Source organism: Streptomyces sp. NPDC041940 (assembly GCF_055589465.1).
In genome coordinates this window covers 1-20,959 of the sequence record NZ_JBVJBP010000010.1, presented here as the reverse complement: position 1 = coordinate 20,959, position 20,959 = coordinate 1, and the positions used below count along the sequence as shown (strand labels likewise).

The following is a 20,959-nucleotide window of genomic DNA, read 5'->3' as shown; positions in this document are numbered from 1 at the left end:
GCCCGGCATTTGTTGCCGACGGCTGCGGGCGGACCGCAATCGGCACGCGCCGCCGCGACCGGTCCGCGCGGCGGTGCCACGGCCGCGGCACCCGGCACCGGACTGGAGGGCGACCGCACCGGACTGGCGGACAACCGGCATCGGTCCGGCCGACGACCGGCCTCGTCGCCCGCGGCAGTCGGCCGGTGTCTCGGCTACGAGCGGTACGGGTTGTACGCCGGGTACGGCGTCGTCGCGGCGGGGTGCGGCGTCGTCGGGTAGCCGTAGCCGTAGCCGTAGCCGTACGCCCCCGTCGGATGGCCGTACCCGTACGCCCCGTGCACCGGCCAGGGCGGTGCCGCCACCGGTACGGGAGGGGCCGTGAGCCGCGCGGCGTGGTCCAGCGCGGGGCGGGCCGCCTCGCGGCGTCGCCACAGTTCCTCCAGCAGTTCCCGTTCCCGTACGACGAAGTCGGCCCCGGCGCGGCCGAGGCGGCCCCGGTGCCGCAGGAACGCCAGAGACGTCGCGTAGGCCTCGTACTGCGCCACCGCCCGCGCCGCGGTCTTCCCCGCGTGGCGGCGGGCGTACTGGCGGGCGATGCGCCGGGCCCGCATCGAGCCGAGGGCGTACGGCTCGGCCGGAGTCAGCCAGCCGGCGACGGCGTACGGGGGCAGCTCCGCCCGTACGGTCTTCAGCTCCCGCTGCCGGGTCCAGATCACCAGCCACGTCAGCAGCCCGAAGATGGGCACCATGAACGCCGCGTACACGGCGAAGAACCCGTACTCGCCGAACGCCGACGAGCCGTTCCACATCGCGTGCATGCCCATCGCGAGCAGCAGGCCGGCGAGCGGGAAGGCGATGCGGCGGATGTACCGGCGGTCCGCCGAGAGCGCGGCGATGCCGAAGCCGATGCCCGTGAGGACCGTGAAGAGCGGGTGCGCGAACGGCGACATGACGATCCGCACGAAGAAGGTCGCCGCCGTGACGGAGGCGATGCCGCTGTGCCCGGCGAGCTGGTCGGTGCCGAAGGCGATGCCCAGGTAGAGGATGTTCTCCGTGAACGCGAAGCCGGTGGCGGTGACGCCGGCTATGACGACTCCGTCGACGATGCCGGTGAAGTCACGCCGCCGGAAGAGAAAGACCAGCAGTACGGCCGCCGCCTTGGCCGACTCCTCGACCACCGGCGCGATGACGGTCGCGCCGAGCGTGTCCGCTCTCGTCGGGTCCGCGGTCGCCGTCGCTATCCACTGGGTCGCGAAGCTGTTGGCGACGATCGCTATCAGCGCCGCCGCGCAGGCGCCCCAGGCGAAGGCGAATATCAGGTTCCGCCAGGGGCCCGGTTCGACCCGGTCCAGCCAGCGGAACGCGGCTATCAGCAAGGGGACCGGGAGGACGGCCAGCCCGAGCCCGACCAGGAACCCTTCGGTGCCGGTCTCCTCGCGGACCAGGGCCAGGATGACGAGGCCGGAGATCACGAGGAGCGTGGACAGCGAGCCGTAGCGCACCCAGGCGCGCTGCCACCAGTGGGCGTGCCGCAGAGGGCCGGCGGCGGACGCGCCGGCGAAGGGCACGCCGTCGGGCGGACCGCTGGGGTACGACGGATGTGGGGGGCAGGTGGCCACGGCATTGACCCTAACGACGGATGGGCGCTGTCCGCAGGCGGGAGAGATCCGGGGGCGGTCAGGCGCCGGCGGGGGATTGCTCCACGTGCTGTACGCGACGGAAGAGGAGGTCGTTCACGACATGACCCTTGTCCAGTCCCTGGCCCTCGAAACGGGTCAGCGGACGGAAGTCGGGACGGGGCGCGAAACCGCCGTCCGCCTGCGTGTTCTCGAAGTCGGGGTGTGCGGTGAGGACCTCGAGCATCTGCTCGGCGTACGGTTCCCAGTCGGTGGCGCAGTGCACGGTTCCGCCGGGCCTGATGCGGGTCGCGGCGAGTGTCAGGAAGTCGGGCTGGATGAGCCTGCGCTTGTGATGCCGCTTCTTGGGCCAGGGGTCGGGGAAGTAGACGCGGAGGCCGTCGAGGGAGTCCGGGGCGAGCATCTCGCGGAGCAGGATGATCGCGTCGCCGTTCGCGACCCGGATGTTGGACACCCCGTCCTGGTCGGCGAGATTGAGCAGGTTGCCCTGGCCGGGGGTGTGGACGTCGACGGCGAGGATGTTGGTGCGGGGGTCGGCGGCGGCCATCCGGGCGGTCGCCTCGCCCATGCCGAAGCCGATCTCCAGGACGACGGGGTTGTCGTTGCCGAACAGGTCGGTGAGGTCGAGGCCCCGCTGCCCGTCGATGTCCAGTCCCCACTTGGGCCACAACCGCTGCAGCGCGTCCGCCTGCCCCGCGGTCACCCGGCTCCGCCGCGGCTGGAAACTCCGGATCCGCCGCTCGAAGTGCGACCCGGCGGGATCGGCCTTCGGCCCGTCGGGAAAGCGCGGCTCACCCTTGGCCCGCGTGTGCCGGATGGACACACCGGGCGCGTGGTCGGGGTGCTCGCCGTCGGGGGTGGTGGGCGGCTGGATGCTTTCAGGGGTATTCACGGAGTCAGACACAGTGATGCCGATTTTACGGCCGTCGGGTAAGGGACCGTGGCGGGGCGAGGCCGCAGCGCCCCGCTCTGCCGGTTCGAGGGCCCACCTGGACCCGCCAGGTCGCCGACGTCCGTGCCCCGCGTCACAACCCGCTCAACGCCCTCCGCGCCACCTCCCGCCCGATCGGCAGGGACGCCGTCGCCGCGGGTGAAGGCGCGTTCAGCACATGCACCGTGCGAGCGCCCTCGCGGATCAGGAAGTCGTCCACCAGCGTGCCGTCCCGCAGCACGGCCTGGGCCCGCACCCCCGCCGCCGTCGGCACCAGGTCCTCCTCGGTCACGCCGGGCAGCAACCGGCCCACCGCGTCCGTGAACGCCGCCTTGGACAGCGACCGGCGCAGCTCACCCGCCCCGTACCGCCAGTGCCGGCGCGCTATCCGCCAGGATCCCGGCCAGGCCAGCGTCGACCCCAGCTCGCGCCAGCGGACCGTGCCCCAGCCGTAGCCTTCGCGGGCCAGTGCCGGCACCGCGTTGGGCCCGACATGGACACCGCCGTCGATGCCGCGGGTGAGATGCACCCCGAGGAACGGGAACGCCGGGTCGGGGACGGGGTAGACCAGGCCACGGACGAGCTCCGGCCGGGCGAGTTCGTAGTACTCGCCCCGGAACGGCACGATCTGGACGTCCGGGTCGTCCCCGGTCAGCCGGGCGATCTCGTCGCTGTACAGGCCCGCGCAGTTCACCAGGACCCGGCCGCGCACCACGTCCCCGGCCGAGGTGAGCGCGGCGACGCCCAGCTCGGGGCGGCGGTCGATACGCACGACCCGTGTGCCGTAGCGGATCTCCGCGCCGGAGCCGTGGGCCAGCTGGCGGGCGACCGCGACGAAGTCGCAGATGCCGGTCGTGCCGACGTGTATGGCGGCGAGGCCCCGCACCTCCGGCTCGTACTCCATGATCTGGGAGGCGCACAGCTCCCGCACCGGGATCCCGTTCTCCCGGCCGCGCTGCACGAGCGCGTGCAGACGGGGCAGCTCGGAGCGGTCGGTCGCGACGATCAGCTTGCCGGTGACGGAGTGCGCGATGCCGTACTCGGCGCAGAACTTGACCATCTCGGCGGCGCCCCGCACCGCGTAGCGCGCCTTGAGCGAGCCGGGGCGGTAGTAGACGCCGCTGTGGATCACCCCGCTGTTGCGGCCGGTCTGATGCCGGGCGGGGCCCGGTTCCTTCTCCAGCACCGTGACACGTGTGCCCGGTGCGGCGCGTGTGATCGCGTACGCCGTCGACAGACCGACGATCCCGCCGCCGATCACCAGTACGTCACAGTCGTATGCGAGCCGCACGAGCACCACCTCCCACCTCGATAGTGCACTGCGCCACTGACATCGCCTTCAAACGCGCGGGACGGCGGCAGGTCCGCCTCTCACGCGGGAGCCACCAGCAACGGCCGGGCACGCTCACGGAGCTCCACCACCCGTGGCTCGTCCCCGTACGGCTCCAGCCGGTGCAGGAGATCCTTCACGTACTCCGTGGTCCGGGCGGACGAGATGCGCCCGGCGACCTCCACCGCCCGTACCCCCTGCTCGCACGCCGCGTCCAGATTCCCCGACTCCAGTTCGGCCACCGCCGAGACGACGAGACGCAGACCGTGCGAGCGGACGAACTCCTCCGTCGGCTTGGAGAGCGCCTGCTCGGTGAAGCGGCGGACCTGGCGGGGCGCCTTGAGATCGCGGTAGCACTCGGCCGCGTCGGCGGCGAAACGGTCGTAGGAGTAGAAGCCGAGCCAGCTCGGGTCGTTGTCGCCGGGACGGGCGCGTTCCAGCCAGCTCTCGGCCGCCTTCAGGGCGCCGCCGGCCGCCGGGGCGTCACTGGCGCGGGCATGCGCGCGTGCCTCGACGAGACGGAAAAAGCTCATGGTGCGGGCCGTCGCCAGACCGCGGTTGCGTTCCAGGGCGGCCTGGGCGAGGTCCACGCCCTCGTCACCGAAGCCGCGGTAGGTGGCCTGGAGGGACATGGAGGCCAGGACGTAGCCCCCGAGGGGGACGTCCGCCGCCGCCCGGGCCAGGCGCAGGGCCTGGATGTAGTAGCGCTGGGCCGCTTCCTGCTGGCCCGTGTCGAAGGCCATCCAGCCCGCGAGCCGGGTCAGTTCGGCGGAGGCGCCGAAGAGGGCCCGGCCGACCTCGTCGGAGTAGGAGCCGAGCAGCAGGGGAGCCGCTTCCACCCTTAAGCACTCGGGGACCATCGACGAACGCCAGTCGCCGCCGCCGTACTTGGAGTCCCAGCGCCGCGCGTCCTCGGCGGCCTCCCGCAGCTTCTGCACATCGCTGTGGCCGACTTTGAGCGGTGCGCCGGAGCCCTCGCCGGGGCCCACGTCACGCGCGACCGAACTGTCGGCCGGGGTTATCAGCCATCGCGAGGCGGGCGTCGCGTACGCGCTCACCGCGAACGATCCGGCCAGGGACTGCCAGATGCCGCCGGTCCCGGCCCGGCGGCCCGCGAGGTCGAGGCGGTACAGCTCCGTCGCGGACGTCACCGCCTGGCCGACGTCCCTCGGGAAGGCGAGGCCGACTTCGGGCGCGGGGTCCGCGTCCGCCAGGCCGATCTCGTGGAGCGGCACCGGGCGGCCGAGCTTCTGGCCGATGGCGGCGGCGATGAGGTGCGGCGCCGCACCCTGCGGCACCATGCCCTTCGACACCCAGCGCGCCACCGACGTCTTGTCGTAGCGAAGCGTCAGGCCGCGCTGGGCGCCGAGGTCGTTGACCCGCCGCGCGAGGCCCGCGTTGCTGATTCCCGCGAGGGCGAGAACGGCGCCGAGTTTTTCGTTCGGCCCGCGTTGCTCCCTGGACATGAGCCACCCCTCGACACAGACGGCTGCCGGCACTGGCATAACCACGCGGCATTCGTAAACCCAGCGTAGTTCGCCGCATCCCAAGCGTTAAGGGGCATTGTTCCGGTTGGCGGGATTGTGGTCCGTACTGAAGTGCGGTTCAGATACGGGCTGTTGCGACGTGCTCCCACTGTGTGGCCGTGCGCCCGCCCGTGCGCTCTTCTCCAGCCATCGCGGGAGCGCTTCCATGGTCATTGCGTGGGTCGGCCCGCTGTACTGGATCCAGTGGGCTGGGGGACACCGCCGCCTACATCCCCGCGGGCGGCGGAACGGTCCGGGAGGCGTGCTCCGTCTCCCGGACTGCGCGATCGGGCGGTGGTGCGCCGAGCCTGTACGGAGCGTGTTCGACGCTGTCCGTGTAACGGCGATTTGGCTGAAAATCGACCCCGCCGGTCGTGAGGTATCAGGGCTCCGACCACGGCACTTGAGGGCGCATCAGGCGTAGTCGGGGCGCGCATCGGGGGCGCATTCGCGCCGCAGTCGTGGAGGAGACGTGTCGCTGACGTGCCTTGCGTCCTGGCCGTCGTTTCTGCGCCAGGGGCGTTCGGGGCGGTGCGGGTGTCGCCGCCGGGGCGCATTCAACGGAGCGCAAGCGGCGTCGGGGCCCTCCGGAGTGCTTCCTTCATGGCAGCATGGTGAACCGGTTCGTACGGTGCACTGGTTGTCCACAGCCTGTGGAGGCGGCGATGCGGTGGTTGGTGGGATGGAGCAGCACCGCCGCGGGAGCACTCGCTGCCGGTTCGGCGGGGGCCACGGGGCAGGACGGCGAGACCGTGCACCCGGTGGGTTCCCAACTCCTGTGGGGCGATCCCGATCCGCTCTGGGCGGTCGGCGACTGGCGCCCCGACGAGGTGCGGGTGGTGACGGCCGACGACCGGACCCGCATCGCCGTCCTCGGTATCTGCGGTGCCACCGACGAGCAGTTGCGCGTCGCGCTGTTCGCCGCGCGCGGCGGCGCACTTCGGCATCTGACCGCCTGGCCCGGGAGCTACACAGCGATCGTGCAGGTCGGCCGGAGGCTCACCGTCTGCGGCGATCTCGCGGGCGCGCGGCCGGTGTTCCACACGCCGTGGGCCGGCGGTACGGCGTACGCGACGGCCGCGCTGCCGCTGGCCGACCTCATCGAGGCCAACCTCGACTTCGGGCACCTCGCCGCGCTGCTGGCCGCCCCTGACGTGCCCGCCGCGCTGCACGACTCCACGCCGTACGACGGCGTGAAGCGCATTCCGCCGGGGCATGCGCTGATCCTGCGCGCCGGTGCGCGGGAGATCGCCGGGTACGAGCCCGTCGCCTCGCTGGCGGTCGCGGCGCCTCCGGCCGACCCCGACAGCGCGGTCGACGCCGTGCGCGACGCGCTCGTGGAGGCCGTACGGACCCGGCTGTCCGCGCCGCGGCACGTACCCGGGGCGGACATAGACCCCGGGCCCGTCCCCGGCATGGGACCCGCCGAGCGGCGTGCCGCGCGCGGGATGCCCGTTCCGGGGATCGGGGCGGACCTGTCCGGCGGACCGGCCTCGGGGACGCTGGCGCTGCTGGCCTCGGGCCTGCCCGGGATGCCGGGCACGGTGCTGGGACACGGCACGGGCGCGGGGGAGCGGCTGCTGGCGGTCACGTTCAACGACCTCGTCGTCGCGGGGCAGGAGGCCGAGCTGGAGCGGGCGGGCGCGCTGGCGGCGAACCCGCGGCTGCACCACGTGGTCGTGGCGGGCGGCGAGGAGACCCTTCCGTACGCCGACCTGGACGGCCCGCTGACCGACGAGCCCGGGGCGTGCCTGGTGTCGGCGGCCCGGCACCGGGCACGGCTGGCGTCCGGCAGCGCCGACCACTTCACGGGCTACGGGGCCCGTCAGGTCCTGGACGCCCATCCGGCCCGGCTGGCCGACCTGCTGATGGACCGCCGGCGGCGTCATCTCGTGCGGCCGGTCGCCGCGCTGGCCAAGGCGGACGGGTCGGTGCTGGTCCCCGCCCGCGTGTACGCGGCGGCGCGACGGCTGTCCCGTACGCCGTACCGGTCGGGCGTCGAGTCCCTGGCCGAGCGGCTGCTCGACCACCGGTCGGACGCCGGCCTCGACGCGCCCGGCGGCGCGGTGGAGGCCTCGCTCGCCGCGCTGACCTGGGGCAGACCCGGGCCGGCCGCGCGCTGGCTGACCGGTGAGGCACTCGCTGAAGTATCGGTTCGCCTTCAGGCGTCCACACACCGGTCGGAGCTGGTGGGACCGGGACAGCGGCCGGGCGACTTCCGCGCGCGTGCGGCGCTGGCACGGCACGCGGCGGACCTGCGGGTACTGGAGCAGGCCGCGGAGATCCGCTTCCAGCGGCTGCACGCGCCCTTCCTCGACAACCAGGTGGTGCGCGCGGCCCGCGCGCTGCCCGAAGCGCTGCGCGTACGCCCCGGGGCACGAGCGGCGATCCTCCGTACGGTGCTGGAGGGGGCCGGAGTACGGGAGCTGCCGCCCGGGTGGGGCGTCCCGACCCAGGCGACCGAGGCGGCCGCGGCCCGAACGGGCCTGAGAGTGGCCGCGGACACCCTGGTGACGCTGTTCGACACACCCCTCCTGGCGGAAGCGGGCCTGGTCGAGGCCCGAGTGGTCCGCAAGGCCCTGCGCTCCGCGGCGGCCGGCGAACCCCTCCCCCTCGACGGCCTCGCCGACCTGGTCTCCCTGGAACTCTGGCTCCGCCGCCTCCTGGCCCGCCGAGGCACCTGCTGGACGGGCACGCCTGCTCGCCAGCGGGCAGTACCGGCGGGGATCGCGCCGCAGCGGGGGGCGTTGGGGGCGGGGGCCGGGGGACGGCGGGTGTAGCCGCCTAAGCTGCCCCCGCTGCGGGCATGCGCACCGCCCCCCCCGCTGCGGGCATGCGCACCGCCCCCCCGCTGCGGGCATGCGTGCCGCTAGGGGCGGCACGGGTGGGCGCAGCGGCACCCCGCTCCGCCGGGCTGCGGAACGCCCCGGCCCCAGCACCGACGCCGCGCACCCCGCAAACTCACCCCGCAGCAACGCCCCGGCCTCACCCGCAACGCCGAGCACCTCAGACCGCACAGCAGCACCAACACCCCGCGTTCGAAAACCCCGCAGCCCTCACCCCCACCCCAGCGACAATGACCCCGTGCGGTACAGAATCCTGGGCACCACCACGGCAGAGGACACTCACGGCACAGCCATCCCCCTCGGCGGCCCCCGCCTCCGCGCCCTGCTCACCGCCCTCGCCCTGCGCCCCTCCCACCCCACCCCACCCCAGACACTGATCGACGAGGTCTGGGCGGACGACCCACCCCAGGACGCCCCCGCCGCCCTCCAGGCCCTCATCGGCCGCCTCCGCCGCACCCTCGGCAAGGACGCCGTGACGACCTCGGAATCCGGCGGCTACCGACTCACGGCCACGCGGGACGACATCGACCTCTTCGTCTTCGAACGGCTCGTCCGGCAGGGCACCGACGCCCTCGACGCCGACGCCCCCGCCCTAGCGGAACGGCACCTCGACGACGCCCTCGCCCTCTGGCGCGGCCCCGCCCTCGCCGACCTGCCCGACCGCTCCGCGGCCACCCGCCCGGAGGCCACGCACCTGGAGGCGGCCCGGGCCCGGGCCGAGGCCCGCCTACGGCTCGGCCGCGCGCCGGACGTCGTACCGGAACTGCGGGAACTGACCGCCGTACACCCGTACGACGAACCTCTGCACGCGCTCCTCATCCGCGCCCTGCGCGACACCGGCCGGCAAGCCGACGCCCTCGCCGCGTACGAGTCGGCCCGCCGAGCCCTCGCCGAAGGCCTGGGCACCGACCCGGGCCCGCAGTTGCGCGCCCTGCACGCCGAACTGCTCGGCACGGCAGCACGGAACCCGAAAGCCCCGCCCGCACCGGCCGAGCGCACCGGCAACATCCGCCCCCGCCTGACCTCCTTCGTCGGCCGGGAACCCGAGATCAGCGCCATCCGTTCCGATGTGCACAGGGCCCGGCTCGTCACCCTCACCGGACCGGGCGGCTCCGGAAAGACCCGCCTCGCCGAGGAGGCCGCCGCCGGGCTTCCGCAGGCATGGCTGGCCGAGCTCGCCCCGCTCGACCGGCCGGAGGCGGTGCCCGGAGCGGTGGTCAGCGCGCTCGGTCTGCGCGAGACCGTGCTGATGACCAGCGAGCTGACGGCGGTGCAGGACGACCCGGTCGCCCTGCTCGTGGAGTACTGCGCCCCGCGCAGCCACGTCCTGATCCTTGACAACTGCGAGCATGTCATCGGCGCCGCCGCCCACCTCGCCGAAACCCTGCTGACCCGCTGCCCGGGCCTCACCATCCTCGCCACCAGCCGCGAACCCCTCGGCGTGCCGGGCGAGCTGGTCCGTCCGGTCGAGCCGCTGCGCCCGGACCAGGCCCGCCGGCTGTTCGCGGAGCGCGCCGCCGCCGTCCGTCCCGACACGGACGCCGCGCTGCGTGACGAGCGCGCGGTGACGGAGATCTGCCGGCGGCTGGACGGTCTGCCGCTCGCCATCGAACTGGCGGCGGCCCGGCTCCGGCTGCTCACCCCCCGGCAGATCGCCGACCGGCTCGACGACCGTTTCCGTCTCCTCACCTCCGGGAGCCGTACGGTCCTGCCCCGCCAGCAGACCCTGCGTGCCGTCGTCGACTGGTCGTGGGACCTGCTCGACGAGGCCGAGCGGACCATGCTGTGCGAGGTGTCCGTGTTCGCGGGCGGCTGGGACCTCGCGGCAGCCGAGGCGGTGTGCACCGGGCCGGCCGCCGAACTGATCGGGGCGCTCGTCGACAAGTCCCTCGTCGTGGCCGCACCCGGCGCGGGCGAGGGCGCCGCCGGCATGCGGTACCGCCTGCTGGAGACCATCCACGAGTACGCGGTCGAGCGTGCCGCCGAGGTGCCGCGGCTCCGGGCAGCGGCCGAGCGCGGGCACCACGTTTGGGTGCGCGCGCTCGTCGAGCGGGCCGACCCGCTGCTGCGCTCCGCCGGGCAACTGCCATGGATCTCCCGCCTGGAGACCGAGCTGGACAACATCCGCGCGGCCCTCGACCGGACCCTCACCGCCGGGGACGAGGCGGAGGCCGGTGCCCTCGCCCTGGCCATGGGCTGGTTCTGGTGGCTGCGCACCTACCGGCACGAGGGCATGGAGTGGCTCGACCGGACCCTGCGCCCGTCCGCCGACGACTTCGTCACCATGCCGGACGGGGAAGCGGAACATCCGCTGCACGCCCTGCGGATGCAACTGCGCATGCTGCATCTGTTCTTCATGGCCGAGGACACGCCCATCGACGCGTTCGCGGGCGAGCGGCGGCGGTACGTGACCCGGGTGTGGGCCTACTTCGAGGCCGGCGGCCCGCAGGCGGCCCGGGTCCCGGGGCTCGTCTGGCCGATGATCGCCTCCTTCGTCGGCGAGCTGGGCGACGTCCGGGCCGCCATGGACTCCGCCGTCGCCAACTGCCGTGCCCACGGCGGCGACTGGGAGACCGCCGTCGCCCTGATGTTCCGTACGCACATGGCGGTCGACGCCCCCGGCGACCTGGACGGCGTCGACGATGACCTCGCGGAACTGCGCACCCTCAGCCGCCGCGCCGGAGACCGCTGGCTGCGGGCCCAGGTGTGCAGCGCGGCCGGCGAGGCCGCCATGGCGCGCGGCCGTTTCGAGGAGGCCAAGGGGGAGTACGAGGAGGCTCTGCGGCTCGCCTACGAGGTGGGCGCGTACGCCGAGTCACCGTTCCTCATCGCCCGGCTCGCCGAGATCGCCTACCGCGCGGGAGACCGCCCGGCCGCGCTGGCGGCGCTGGACGAGGCGAGCGCCGCCGCCGACCGGTACGCCGTGGCGGACTCCAAGGCGTTCGTCCTGCTGCTGCGTGCCCAGATCGCGATCGAGGAGGGAGACGTCGCGCGGGCGCGGGAGCTGTGCGGCGCCGCGCACGTGGAGGCCGCGCGTGGCACACCGCCGCCCCAGTTCATCGTGATGCTGGACCTGATCGACGCCCTGATCACGGCGGGCGAGACCGCTCCGGAGCCCGCCCTGGCCAAACTGGCCGGGGCCCTGCGCGCCGCCGTGGACCGGCGGTGCTCCGACATGATCCGGGCGACGGTCGTGGACAGCGCGGCAGGAGTGCTGGCCGACCTCGGCGACTTCCCGCGTGCGGCACGGCTGCTGGGCACCGGCGACCACTGGCGGGCCGGCCGCCCCCGCCCGATGCCGGAACACGCCCACGCGGAACGGACCGCGGCCACCGCACGCGCCGCCCTGGGCAGTGTCCGGTGCGCGTCCGAGCGCGCCCTGGGCGCGGGTCTCACCGCTGACGACGTCCTGCGCGAGCTGGACGAGGCGCGGAGTGCGTACGCCGCCGGGCCACGCTAGGCGCAGGTGAACTTCGAGTCCGCCCAGTCCGCGAGAACCACGTTGTCGAGGGCGCCGCGCGGCTCCACCACCAGCCGTACGGTGCTGCGCCCGGCGAGACTCACATGGACGGGGACGGCCGGGTCCCCGCCCTCGACCAGCCCGGACCGCCACAGCCGGACCCCGTCGGCGTAGACGGAGAAGCGCACCTTGCCGAGCCTCAGCGTCAGGTCGTCCACCCCGACGAGCGCGTCGTACGAGGAGCAGGACCGGTTGAGGTCGATGGTGACGGAGGAGCGGCCGTGCACGGTGACGCCCTGCGCGTACCGCTGGTCGCCGACCGACATGCCGTACCGCTTCCAGACCCAGCTGCTCGACCCGATCCGCATCTCGGGCTCGGTGCCGTCGCCGCCGATGTCGTACGACAGTTCGCTCCACTGGTAGACGGCCGGAGCGGGCGGCGCCTCGGTCGGGGGCGATGTGGGCGTGGCCGCCGGGGGCGGTGTCGGCTTCGGGGACGCGGGCGGCGGGGTGGGCTTCGGCGTCGCGGCCGAGGACCGTGTGGGACGCGGGCCGGTCCCCGGGGTGGTCGGCGTCGGCCCGGGTGTCTCGGCGCGCGCGGGCACGATGCCCGGGGGCCGCGGCCCGGGCTCCCGCTGCGAGGGGTTCGAGGGGTTGGCGGGGTTCGAAGGGGAGGACGAGGGGGCGGGCGTGGGCTCGCCGGGCCGCACCACCGGTGACGTCGGGGAAGCCGGGGAAGGGGGAGCCGTCCTCGCTTCCTCCTTCGGCTTTTCGTTGCCCGCCATGGCCATCACCACCGCGGCCACGACACCCACGGCGACCACACCGGCCGCGATACCGGCCTTCACCGGCCCGCCGACCGCCTCGGAGGCCGCCGCACCGCCGCCGCTTCCGGCCCCACCGGCACCACCGGACGAACCGGCGCCCGCGCCCGCCGCCGCGCCGGACGAGCCTCCGCCCGCCGTCGCGGCCGCACCCGCGGCACCGGCCGCCCCCGCTCCTCCGGCGATGAGCCCGGCCACCTTGGCGTACCCGGCGGCACCGAACCAGCCGAGGACGGCGACCGGCACGACGGCGGGGATGCCACCGGCCACTTCCGCGATCTGGCTCGCGGCCAGCCGGCACTTCGCGCACTCGTCCAGGTGCTTGCGCAGCCCTCGCTCGGCACGGGTACGCAGCCGGCCGCGGGCGTAGGTGCCGAGCTGATCGGCGTAGCGCGCGCACTCCTCGTCGCCGGTGAGCGTGGCGCTGACGTGAGCCTGGAGGTAGGCCTGCTTGAGGCCCTCACGGGCCCGGCTGGCGAGCACCCGGGTGCCGTTGGCGTCCAGGCCGAAGAGCGTGGCGACCTCGCTGGGCGACTCGTCCTCGACCTCGGTGTGCCACAGCACGGCCTGCCAACGCTCGGGCAGCGACCGGAAGGCCTGCATGGCCATGGACCGCTCGGCCTGGTGCATCGCCCGCACGTCCGCGCCCAGTTCGAGCGTGTCGCCGTCGGAGACGTCGGGCCCGTGCGCGGACTGGGCGGCGAAGACCGCGAAGTCGTCGACGAGCTGCTCCCGCCGCGCCGACTTCGTCCAGGAGGCGGCGACGCGCCGTACGGAGGTGAGCAGGTACGCGCGGACGGCGTGCTGGGGGCCGGAGCCGCCGCGCACCGCCTGGAGCATGCGGGCGAAGACCTCGGCGGTCAGGTCGTCAGCGGTGTACGCGTCACGGCAGCAGGTCCGGGCGTACCGGCGCACGGCCTGCGCATGGCGCCGGTAAAGCTCCTCGTACGCCGAGTCGTCGCCCGAACGCATCCGGTCGATGAGCTCGGTGTCGGCCGGCGGAAGGTCGCGGGGTGGCGGCAGGACGCTGTCCTCGTGCCGGTCGCGCTGTGCCGGGACCGAGCCGTCGGCGGGGTGCCCGCCCGGCGGGACGCTCGCGCGCCCGCCCTGGCTCGGCACTTGTTCGTCCCGCCCGTCAACGTTCATCGCGGAAAGCCCCCGCCAGCCGCCCAACCCGTCCAGACCACCGGGTCAGACTGCCACAGGGGCTCTTCGTCGGGACCCCGGAGTTCGGACGATCACTCATCCGTGGGGATTTACCGCACGCCAGTACTAGTCATCACCTTTTCGGGGAAGGCTCTCCCTTTACTCCGGTGCACTCCGGTTACTCCGGTCACTCCGGGGCCCTCCACTCACGGCCGCGAGCGCAGTCCCTCCAGCAGGATGTCCAGCAGCCGGGCCGAGGCGGCCGCCTGCTGTGCCGCGTCCGGCAGCGAAGGCGCGGCCGTCGCGATCACCAGCAGTACGTCCGAGACCGACACGTCCGGCCGCAGCTCACCCGCCGCACGCGCCCGCTCCACGAGCTGCCCCACGACCTCCAGCAGCGCCGACGCCCCGGCGTCGTCCTCCGCGGCGAGTGCCGGTACCGCGGCGACCGCCACCGGCTCCTCCGGAACCAGCCGCAGCTCCGTCGTGCCCGGCTGCGTCCGCTGCTGCGGCACCCGCGCCTGACCGGCACGGTCCTCCTCGACCGAGACCCGCAGCACCTGCGGCGGCAGCAGCCGCCCGGCGCCTGAGGCCACCGACGTACGCAGGAAGCGGGACAGAGCCGACCACGGCTCTTCCTCCTGCCCGAGCGCCGCACGCGCCTGGTCGGTCAGCCGGGAGGTCTCCTCCTCGGCTATCCGCCGCACCAGGACGTCCTTGCTCGGGAACCGCCGGTACACCGTGCCCACACCGACCCGCGCGCGCCGCGCCACGTCCTCCATCGGCGCGCCGTACCCCAGCTCGCCGAAGACCTCGCGCGCCGCACGCAGCACGTGCTCCAGATTGCGCTGTGCGTCCACGCGCAGCGGTGTCGTGCGCGGGCCGTCCCCGCGTCCGCCGCCCACCGCCGCGCTCAATGCCGTGCCACCCGCCGCCAGAGCGGATGCGGACGACCAATGAGAATCCTGAACATGCATACGTATTCCCCCGGTAATGACGTCTCCCCCCGGAGACACTCCCCGCCATGCGATGCCGGGGCGGAGGGAACAGGCCCGGGTCCGCGGGTCCGACCGTCGCGGACCCGGTGAGCGCATCCCCCTACACCCCGTCGACACACGAACATAGTTGAGAGGGAGTCAATTCAGAAGGGGCACGTTCCGCACGGAGCGCCCACCGATCGGAGTACGGACCGCATACGTCCTGAATGTGCCCCTGCGCGCCCCCTGCACCACCCCAGCTGACCTGCGCCTATTCATCACAGCTCGACAATCCGGCCAACTCCGCGCGCTCTCTCGCTCCGGTCACACAATTGGTCGAGGCTGTGGACAAACGCAAGCGACGGGTGCGTCATGGGATGGTGAAGGAACGTGCGCGCATTCTCGTTGTCGGTGGTGGCTACGTCGGGATGTACACGGCCCTGTGCCTCCAGCGCAGACTGAAACGGGAACTGGCCCGGGGCGAGGCCGAGATCACGGTCGTCACCCCCGACCCGTACATGACATACCAGCCGTTCCTCCCCGAGGCCGCCGCAGGCGCCATCTCCCCCCGGCACGTCGTCGTACCGCTGCGCCGCCTCCTCGACCGGTGCCACGTCGTCATCGGCGAGGCGACCGCCGTCGACCACGCGCAACGCACCGCCACCATCAGCACCCTCGCCACCCAGGAGGAGGGCACGGGCGGAGAGCGGCTGACCTACGACCAGCTCGTCCTCGCCCCCGGCTCCGTCTCGCGCACCCTGCCGGTCCCCGGCCTCGCCGACCACGGCATCGGCTTCAAGACCGTCGAGGAGGCCATCGGCCTGCGCAACCACGTCATCGAGCAGATGGACATCGCCTCCTCCACCCGCGACCCCGCGATCCGCGACGCGGCCCTCACCTTCGTCTTCGTCGGCGGAGGCTTCGCCGGTGTGGAGGCACTCGGCGAACTGGAGGACATGGCGCGCTACGCCGCGCGCTACTACCACAACATCCGGCCCGAGGACATGAAGTGGATCCTCGTCGAGGCCTCGGACCGCATCCTGCCCGAGGTCGGCGAGGAGATGGGCCGCTACACCGTCACCGAACTGCGCCGCCGCAACATCGACGTACGCCTGCGGACCCGCCTGGACTCCTGCGCGGACCGGGTAGCGGCCCTCAGCGACGGCGCCCGCTTCCCCACCCGTACGGTCGTCTGGACGGCCGGCGTCAAACCCCACCCGGTCCTCGCCGCCACCGACCTGCCCCGCAACGACCGCGGACGGCTCAGGTGCACCCCGGAGCTGACGATCGAGGGCACCACGCACGCGTGGGCGGCGGGAGACGCCGCGGCCGTCCCCGACGTCACCGCGGAGAAACCGGGCGGCGAATGCGCCCCCAACGCCCAGCACGCCGTCCGCCAGGCCCGGGTCCTCGGCGACAACATCGTGCACGCCCTGCGCGGCGAACCCCTCACCACCTACACCCACAAGTACGTCGGCTCGGTCGCCTCCCTGGGACTGCACAAGGGCGTCGCCCACGTCTACGGACGCAAGCTCAAGGGCTACCCCGCCTGGTTCATGCACCGCGCCTACCACCTCAGCCGCGTGCCCACCTTCAACCGCAAGGCGCGCGTGCTCGCCGAATGGTCCCTGGCCGGACTGTTCAAACGGGAGATCGTCTCCCTGGGTTCACTCGAACACCCCCGGGCGGAGTTCGAACTCGCGGCCGGTGGAAAGCCTTCTCAAGACCCCCCGCACAACCCGAAGGGGTCGTCCTGACCGGACCCAGGAACTCCACCGGCCGGCCCGGCGTCTGACGGATGCCGGTCCGGCCCACGCACTGCCAGACTGGTCCACCACCGCGGGCGTGCCACCGCTCGCCCCGGTGCGGGCCCCCCGGGGCCCCGGCCGGTTCCGGTGCCGGCCGCCGACGACTACACGAGGCAAGGATTCGTGAACTTCACGCGCTGGAGCGCCCGGCTCCCCGGAACGCAGCGCCGCGCCGCAGCGCGGACCGAGCAGACGGCCTCCCCGGACCGGCGGGGGGACGGCTCCGTACCCGCCGCCCGCGCCGAACCGCTGACCGACGAGACACCGTCCGTACCCGCCGTCGACGAGCTGCGGGTGCGCGAGGTCCTCGACCGCGTCCCCTCCCTCGTCGCCCTGGTCCACGGCCCCGACCACCGCATCGCCTACGTCAACGACGCCTACACGACCGCCTTCGGCGTACGCCCCCTGGGCGAACGCGCCCGCGAGGTCCTCCCGGAGCTGGACGCCCTCGGCCTGTTCCCCCTCCTGGACCAGGTCCAGCGCAGCGGCAAGTCCCGCACGGTGAAGTCCCGCAAGGCCCCCGACGGCCGCTCCTACACCTTCACCTGCACCCCGGTCGCCCAGGGCGACGGCGAGGGCGGCAGCGAAGGCCGCGGTGTCCTGGTCTTCGCCACCGACGTCACCGACCACGCCGAAGCCGCCGAACGCCTGCGCGCCAGCGAACGCCGCCAGCGCGAGACAGCGGTGACCCTGCAGAGATCCCTGCTCCCCCAGGAACTCGAAGAGCCGGACGACCTGCGCATCGCCGCCACCTACCACCCCGGCGGCACGGAGGCCGCGGTCGGCGGCGACTGGTACGACGTGATCACCCTGGGCGGCGGCCGCACGGCCCTGGTCATCGGCGACGTCATGGGCCGAGGCGTCCGAGCGGCCGCGGTGATGGGACAGCTCCGCACGGCGGTCCGCGCCTACGCCCGCCTCGACCTGCCCCCGCACGAGGTCCTGCAACTCCTCGACGGCCTGGCAGCCGAGATCGACGCCAACCAGATCGCCACCTGCGCGTACGCGGTCCACGACCCGAACGAGGGCAAGCTGGTCTACGCCTCCGCCGGCCACCTCCCCATCCTGGTCCGCGACGAGACCGGCACGGTCCTGCGCGCCGAGGAACCCACCGGCCCCCCGCTCGGCACCGGCGGCTGGATGCACTCCTCCGGCTCGATCCCCCTCAGCCCCGGCTCCACGGCCGTCCTCTACACGGACGGCCTGGTGGAGCGCCGGGACGCCGACCTGGACGAGGGCATCGCCGCCCTGGAACGCGCCCTGGCCGGCGCCACCGGCACACCCCAGGTCGTCTGCGACCGCCTGGTCCGCTCGGCCGGCGTCACACCCGACCACGACGACGACGTGGCCGTCCTGGTCCTCCAGCACCCCGCCCGCTCAGGCGCGGAGGGCGAGCTCTTCCGCAACGCCGCCCTGGAACTCCTCGGCGGCGTGGAAGCGGCCCCCCGCGCGCGTGCCTTCGCCTCCGGCGTCCTGACCAGCTGGCGCTTCCCCGCCGACCTGCACGACCTGGGCGTCCTCGCCACCAGCGAACTGGTCGCCAACTCACTCCAGCACGGCACCCCGCCGATGCGCCTGCGCCTGCGCCGCACCGACCGCCGCCTGATCATCGAGGTCACCGACGGCGACGACCACCTCCCCAGACGCCGCCGCGCGGAACCGGGCGACGAATCGGGCCGCGGCATCGCCATCGTCGCCACGATCGCGTCGAACTGGGGCTGCAGACGCACCCCGGGCGGCGGCAAGGCGGTCTGGTGCGAATTCGCCCTGCCCCGCACCGGGCCGTCGTAGCCGGGCGGGATCAGACGTCCGCGGAAACGGGCGCCCCACCCCGCGCCACGACCCTGCTCTTCACGAGCCACGGCTGATCCTGCGCCTCGGTCAGCTGCCGCCCCAACCGCACGGCCAGGACGGTGATCCCGAGGGAGAACACCAGGAACGCCACGATGTAGGGCGCGTGCAGCGAGGCCCCCAGCGGCCCGCCCACCGCCGGCCCGACGGCCAGGGCGAGCTGTTTGACCAGGGCGAACGCCGAGTTGTACTGCCCGGCCATCCCCTCCGGCGCGAGATCCGCGACCAGCGGGGCCACGGTCGGCGACAGCATCGCCTCACCCAGCCCGAACAAGGCGTACGTCGAGACGAACGCGGCCGTCGCCATCTCCTGGCTTCCGTGCCCCAGCCCCGCGTACCCGGCGACGGCCCACGCCACGGCCCAGATCAGCCCGACGGCCGCGATCACCCGCGACCGCCGACGCCGCTCCACGAACCGCAGCACGGCGAACTGCGCCACGACGATCATCAAGGTGTTCGCCGCGAGAGCCGTCCCCAGCGCCGACGTCGATATCCCGGCGGCCTCGACCCCGTACGCACTCAGCCCCGACTCGAACTGCCCGTAGCAGGCGAAGAACAACACGAAGCCCAGCACACACAGCTGCACCATGGCCCGATTGCCCAGCAGCTGCTTCCAGCTGCCCCGCCCCGACGCCACAGGCGCGTCCTCGATCTTCGGAGCGCGCGGCATCCGCACGGTCACCATCACCACGACCAGCAGCAGGAACATCGCCGCCTCGATCGCGAAGAGAAGGGTGAAGGAGGCTGCACTGGTCGTGTCGACCAGATGGCCACCGATGAGGCCACCGACACCGAGCCCGAGGTTCTGCAGGAAGAACTGCATGGCGAACGCCCGCGAGCGCGTCTCCGCCGACGAGCAGTCCACGATCATCGTCGCCAGCGCCGGCTGCATCACGGCCTGCCCGGCTCCCAGCAGGGAGGCGGACACCAGCACGGCCGCCGCACTGCTCGCGATCCCCAGACTCAGGGCACCTATGGCGGCGGTGATCAGGGCGGTGAGCAACACCGGCAGCGGGCCACGCCGGACGATGGCCCGCCCGGCGAACGGCAGCACGACCAGCGCGGCCACAGCGAAGACGGCGAGCACGAGCCCCGCCGTCATGGCCCCCAGTCCCCTTACCTGCGCCACATAGACGTACAGGTACGGGACCGTGAAGCCGAGCCCGAACGCGCTGAGTGCGTTACCCACGTGAATCCGGCGCATCGCTGCGCCCATCGCCCTGGTCACGTTCACCTCTTCCACAAGTTAGGAGTGAAGACTTCGAAACTAAAGTTCGAAGCTAAAGAGTACATACCCAAGGACTTCAAGGCAAAGAACGGCCGTGCCATACTGCCGCCATGGGCGACACCCCCGGCCCCAGCGAGCCGACCCTCGAAGAACAGATCGCCGCGTACCAGCGCGAGTTCCAGGACCTCGACCCCCAGGTGGAGCAGATCGTCTCGGCCCTGTCCCGCCTCAACCGCCGCATGAACGTCGCCTACGGCCGTCAGACCTCGGCCCTCGGCATCAGCAACGCGGAGTGGGAGGTCCTCAAGGCCCTCGTCCTCTCCGGCGCTCCCTACCGTCTGGGCCCCAGCGACCTCGCCAAGCGCCTCGGTCTCACCCCGGCCGCCATGACCCACCGGATCGACCGCATGGTCGGCGAAGGGCTGGTTACCCGAGAGCGAGACGAGAGCAACCGCGTACGAGTCATCGTGGAGCTGACATCCGAGGGGCGTGAGAAGTGGCTGGAGGCAATGCGCCTGGCAACGGTCTTCGAGGAGGACCTGCTCCAGGACCTGTCCCCCGTGGAGCGCAACGCGCTCGGCGGCGTCCTCACCCGCCTGTTGCGCAGGGTGGAAGACGCCCAGCCGGACGCCGGCGGCCGTCTCTCGGATCTGGACTGACGTCCACACAAAAGATCTTGACAGGGGCCGTTTGACACCCCCCTGCCCGATCCGTAGAGTTCTTCGGGTTGCCGCAGAGCCGTAACGGTTCTGCGACGGCACTTCCGCCGCTCAAGCGGCACCCACCACTAGCAAGATCGCTCCCAAGCGGAGTTGTTTTCGGCACGCCCGAATTCAATTCGAATTGGGACTCGACGGCCTGATCGACTCGACACCGGCTCGATTTGGGAAACAGCGAGAGACCGCGCTAAGGTTGGACACGTCGGAACGGCCCAACAGCCGCAAAGACAACCCCCACTGACTGGGGATCAGGCCCGAAAGGATCTGATAGAGTCGGAACCGCCTGAAAGGGAAACGCGGAAGCGGGAACCTGGAAAGCACCGAGGAAATCGGATCGGAAAGATCTGATAGAGTCGGAAACGCAAGACCGAAGGGAAGCAGCCCGGAGGAAAGCCCGAGAGGGTGAGTACAAAGGAAGCGACCGTTCCTTGAGAACTCAACAGCGTGCCAAAAGTCAACGCCAGATATGTTGATACCCCGTCTCCAGCATTCGCTGGGACGAGGTTCCTTTGAAAAAACACAGCGAGGACGCTGTGAACGGTCGGGCCTATTCCGCCTGACTGTTCCGCTCTCGTGTGTGTAGACCGGATTACCGGTACACATTCACGGAGAGTTTGATCCTGGCTCAGGACGAACGCTGGCGGCGTGCTTAACACATGCAAGTCGAACGATGAAGCCCTTCGGGGTGGATTAG

Annotated in this window: 12 protein-coding genes and 1 rRNA gene; 6 read left to right on the top strand and 7 right to left on the bottom strand. The window is 72.7% G+C overall.

Annotated features, from left to right (window positions below; all coding sequences use genetic code 11):
* Window positions 1-194: 194 nt before the first annotated feature.
* From ACZ6I3_RS18440 to ACZ6I3_RS18425, 4 genes are all read right to left on the bottom strand, one after another.
* Window positions 195-1,601 carry a PrsW family intramembrane metalloprotease gene (locus ACZ6I3_RS18440; RefSeq protein ID WP_469415735.1) on the bottom strand — a complete coding sequence of 469 codons (1,407 nt, stop codon included), beginning with the start codon at window positions 1,599-1,601 and terminating at the stop codon, window positions 195-197.
* A gap of 58 nt (window positions 1,602-1,659) precedes the next feature.
* Window positions 1,660-2,523, bottom strand: coding sequence for a tRNA (guanosine(46)-N7)-methyltransferase TrmB (trmB, locus tag ACZ6I3_RS18435; protein WP_469415733.1), 864 nt, complete (start codon window positions 2,521-2,523; stop codon window positions 1,660-1,662).
* Window positions 2,524-2,644: 121 nt separating this feature from the next.
* Window positions 2,645-3,850 (bottom strand): L-2-hydroxyglutarate oxidase, encoded by a 1,206-nt coding sequence (gene lhgO / locus ACZ6I3_RS18430; RefSeq protein ID WP_469415732.1) that lies wholly within the window; start codon window positions 3,848-3,850, stop codon window positions 2,645-2,647.
* Window positions 3,851-3,921: 71 nt separating this feature from the next.
* On the bottom strand, window positions 3,922-5,346 hold the full coding sequence (locus tag ACZ6I3_RS18425; RefSeq protein WP_399028360.1) for an MFS transporter: 1,425 nt from the start codon (window positions 5,344-5,346) through the stop codon (window positions 3,922-3,924).
* A gap of 725 nt (window positions 5,347-6,071) precedes the next feature.
* On the opposite strand from ACZ6I3_RS18425, the gene ACZ6I3_RS18420 reads away from it, so the two are divergent.
* Both ACZ6I3_RS18420 and ACZ6I3_RS18415 read left to right on the top strand, forming a co-directional pair.
* A complete protein-coding gene (locus tag ACZ6I3_RS18420; RefSeq protein ID WP_469415731.1) occupies window positions 6,072-8,186 on the top strand; it encodes an asparagine synthase-related protein in 2,115 nt (704 codons plus the stop codon).
* A gap of 304 nt (window positions 8,187-8,490) precedes the next feature.
* Window positions 8,491-11,712 carry a BTAD domain-containing putative transcriptional regulator gene (locus tag ACZ6I3_RS18415; RefSeq protein WP_469415729.1) on the top strand — a complete coding sequence of 1,074 codons (3,222 nt, stop codon included), beginning with the start codon at window positions 8,491-8,493 and terminating at the stop codon, window positions 11,710-11,712.
* Here ACZ6I3_RS18415 and ACZ6I3_RS18410 read toward each other — a convergent pair.
* Window positions 11,709-13,682 carry a sigma-70 family RNA polymerase sigma factor gene (locus ACZ6I3_RS18410; RefSeq protein WP_469415727.1) on the bottom strand — a complete coding sequence of 658 codons (1,974 nt, stop codon included), beginning with the start codon at window positions 13,680-13,682 and terminating at the stop codon, window positions 11,709-11,711. The two genes, ACZ6I3_RS18415 and ACZ6I3_RS18410, sit on opposite strands and share 4 nt — an antisense overlap.
* Before the next feature lie 206 nt (window positions 13,683-13,888).
* Window positions 13,889-14,659 (bottom strand): TetR/AcrR family transcriptional regulator, encoded by a 771-nt coding sequence (locus ACZ6I3_RS18405; protein ID WP_469415726.1) that lies wholly within the window; start codon window positions 14,657-14,659, stop codon window positions 13,889-13,891.
* 377 nt (window positions 14,660-15,036) lie between these two features.
* Here ACZ6I3_RS18405 and ACZ6I3_RS18400 point away from each other — a divergent pair, with 377 nt between their 5' ends.
* Complete coding sequence (locus ACZ6I3_RS18400) at window positions 15,037-16,416, top strand: NAD(P)/FAD-dependent oxidoreductase (protein ID WP_469415724.1); 1,380 nt, start codon at window positions 15,037-15,039, stop codon at window positions 16,414-16,416.
* 174 nt (window positions 16,417-16,590) lie between these two features.
* Complete coding sequence (locus ACZ6I3_RS18395) at window positions 16,591-18,258, top strand: ATP-binding SpoIIE family protein phosphatase (RefSeq protein WP_469415722.1); 1,668 nt, start codon at window positions 16,591-16,593, stop codon at window positions 18,256-18,258.
* A 10-nt stretch (window positions 18,259-18,268) separates the two neighbouring features.
* Here ACZ6I3_RS18395 and ACZ6I3_RS18390 read toward each other — a convergent pair whose 3' ends face one another.
* Window positions 18,269-19,534 carry an MFS transporter gene (locus ACZ6I3_RS18390; protein ID WP_469416016.1) on the bottom strand — a complete coding sequence of 422 codons (1,266 nt, stop codon included), beginning with the start codon at window positions 19,532-19,534 and terminating at the stop codon, window positions 18,269-18,271.
* 122 nt (window positions 19,535-19,656) lie between these two features.
* On the opposite strand from ACZ6I3_RS18390, the gene ACZ6I3_RS18385 reads away from it, so the two are divergent.
* Together ACZ6I3_RS18385 and ACZ6I3_RS18380 are read left to right on the top strand one after the other, a co-directional pair.
* Entirely contained in the window at window positions 19,657-20,205 is a 549-nt protein-coding gene (locus tag ACZ6I3_RS18385) for a MarR family winged helix-turn-helix transcriptional regulator (protein WP_382834001.1), read from the top strand.
* A 662-nt stretch (window positions 20,206-20,867) separates the two neighbouring features.
* Window positions 20,868-20,959: ribosomal RNA gene (locus ACZ6I3_RS18380) — 16S ribosomal RNA — on the top strand; the annotation flags it as partial.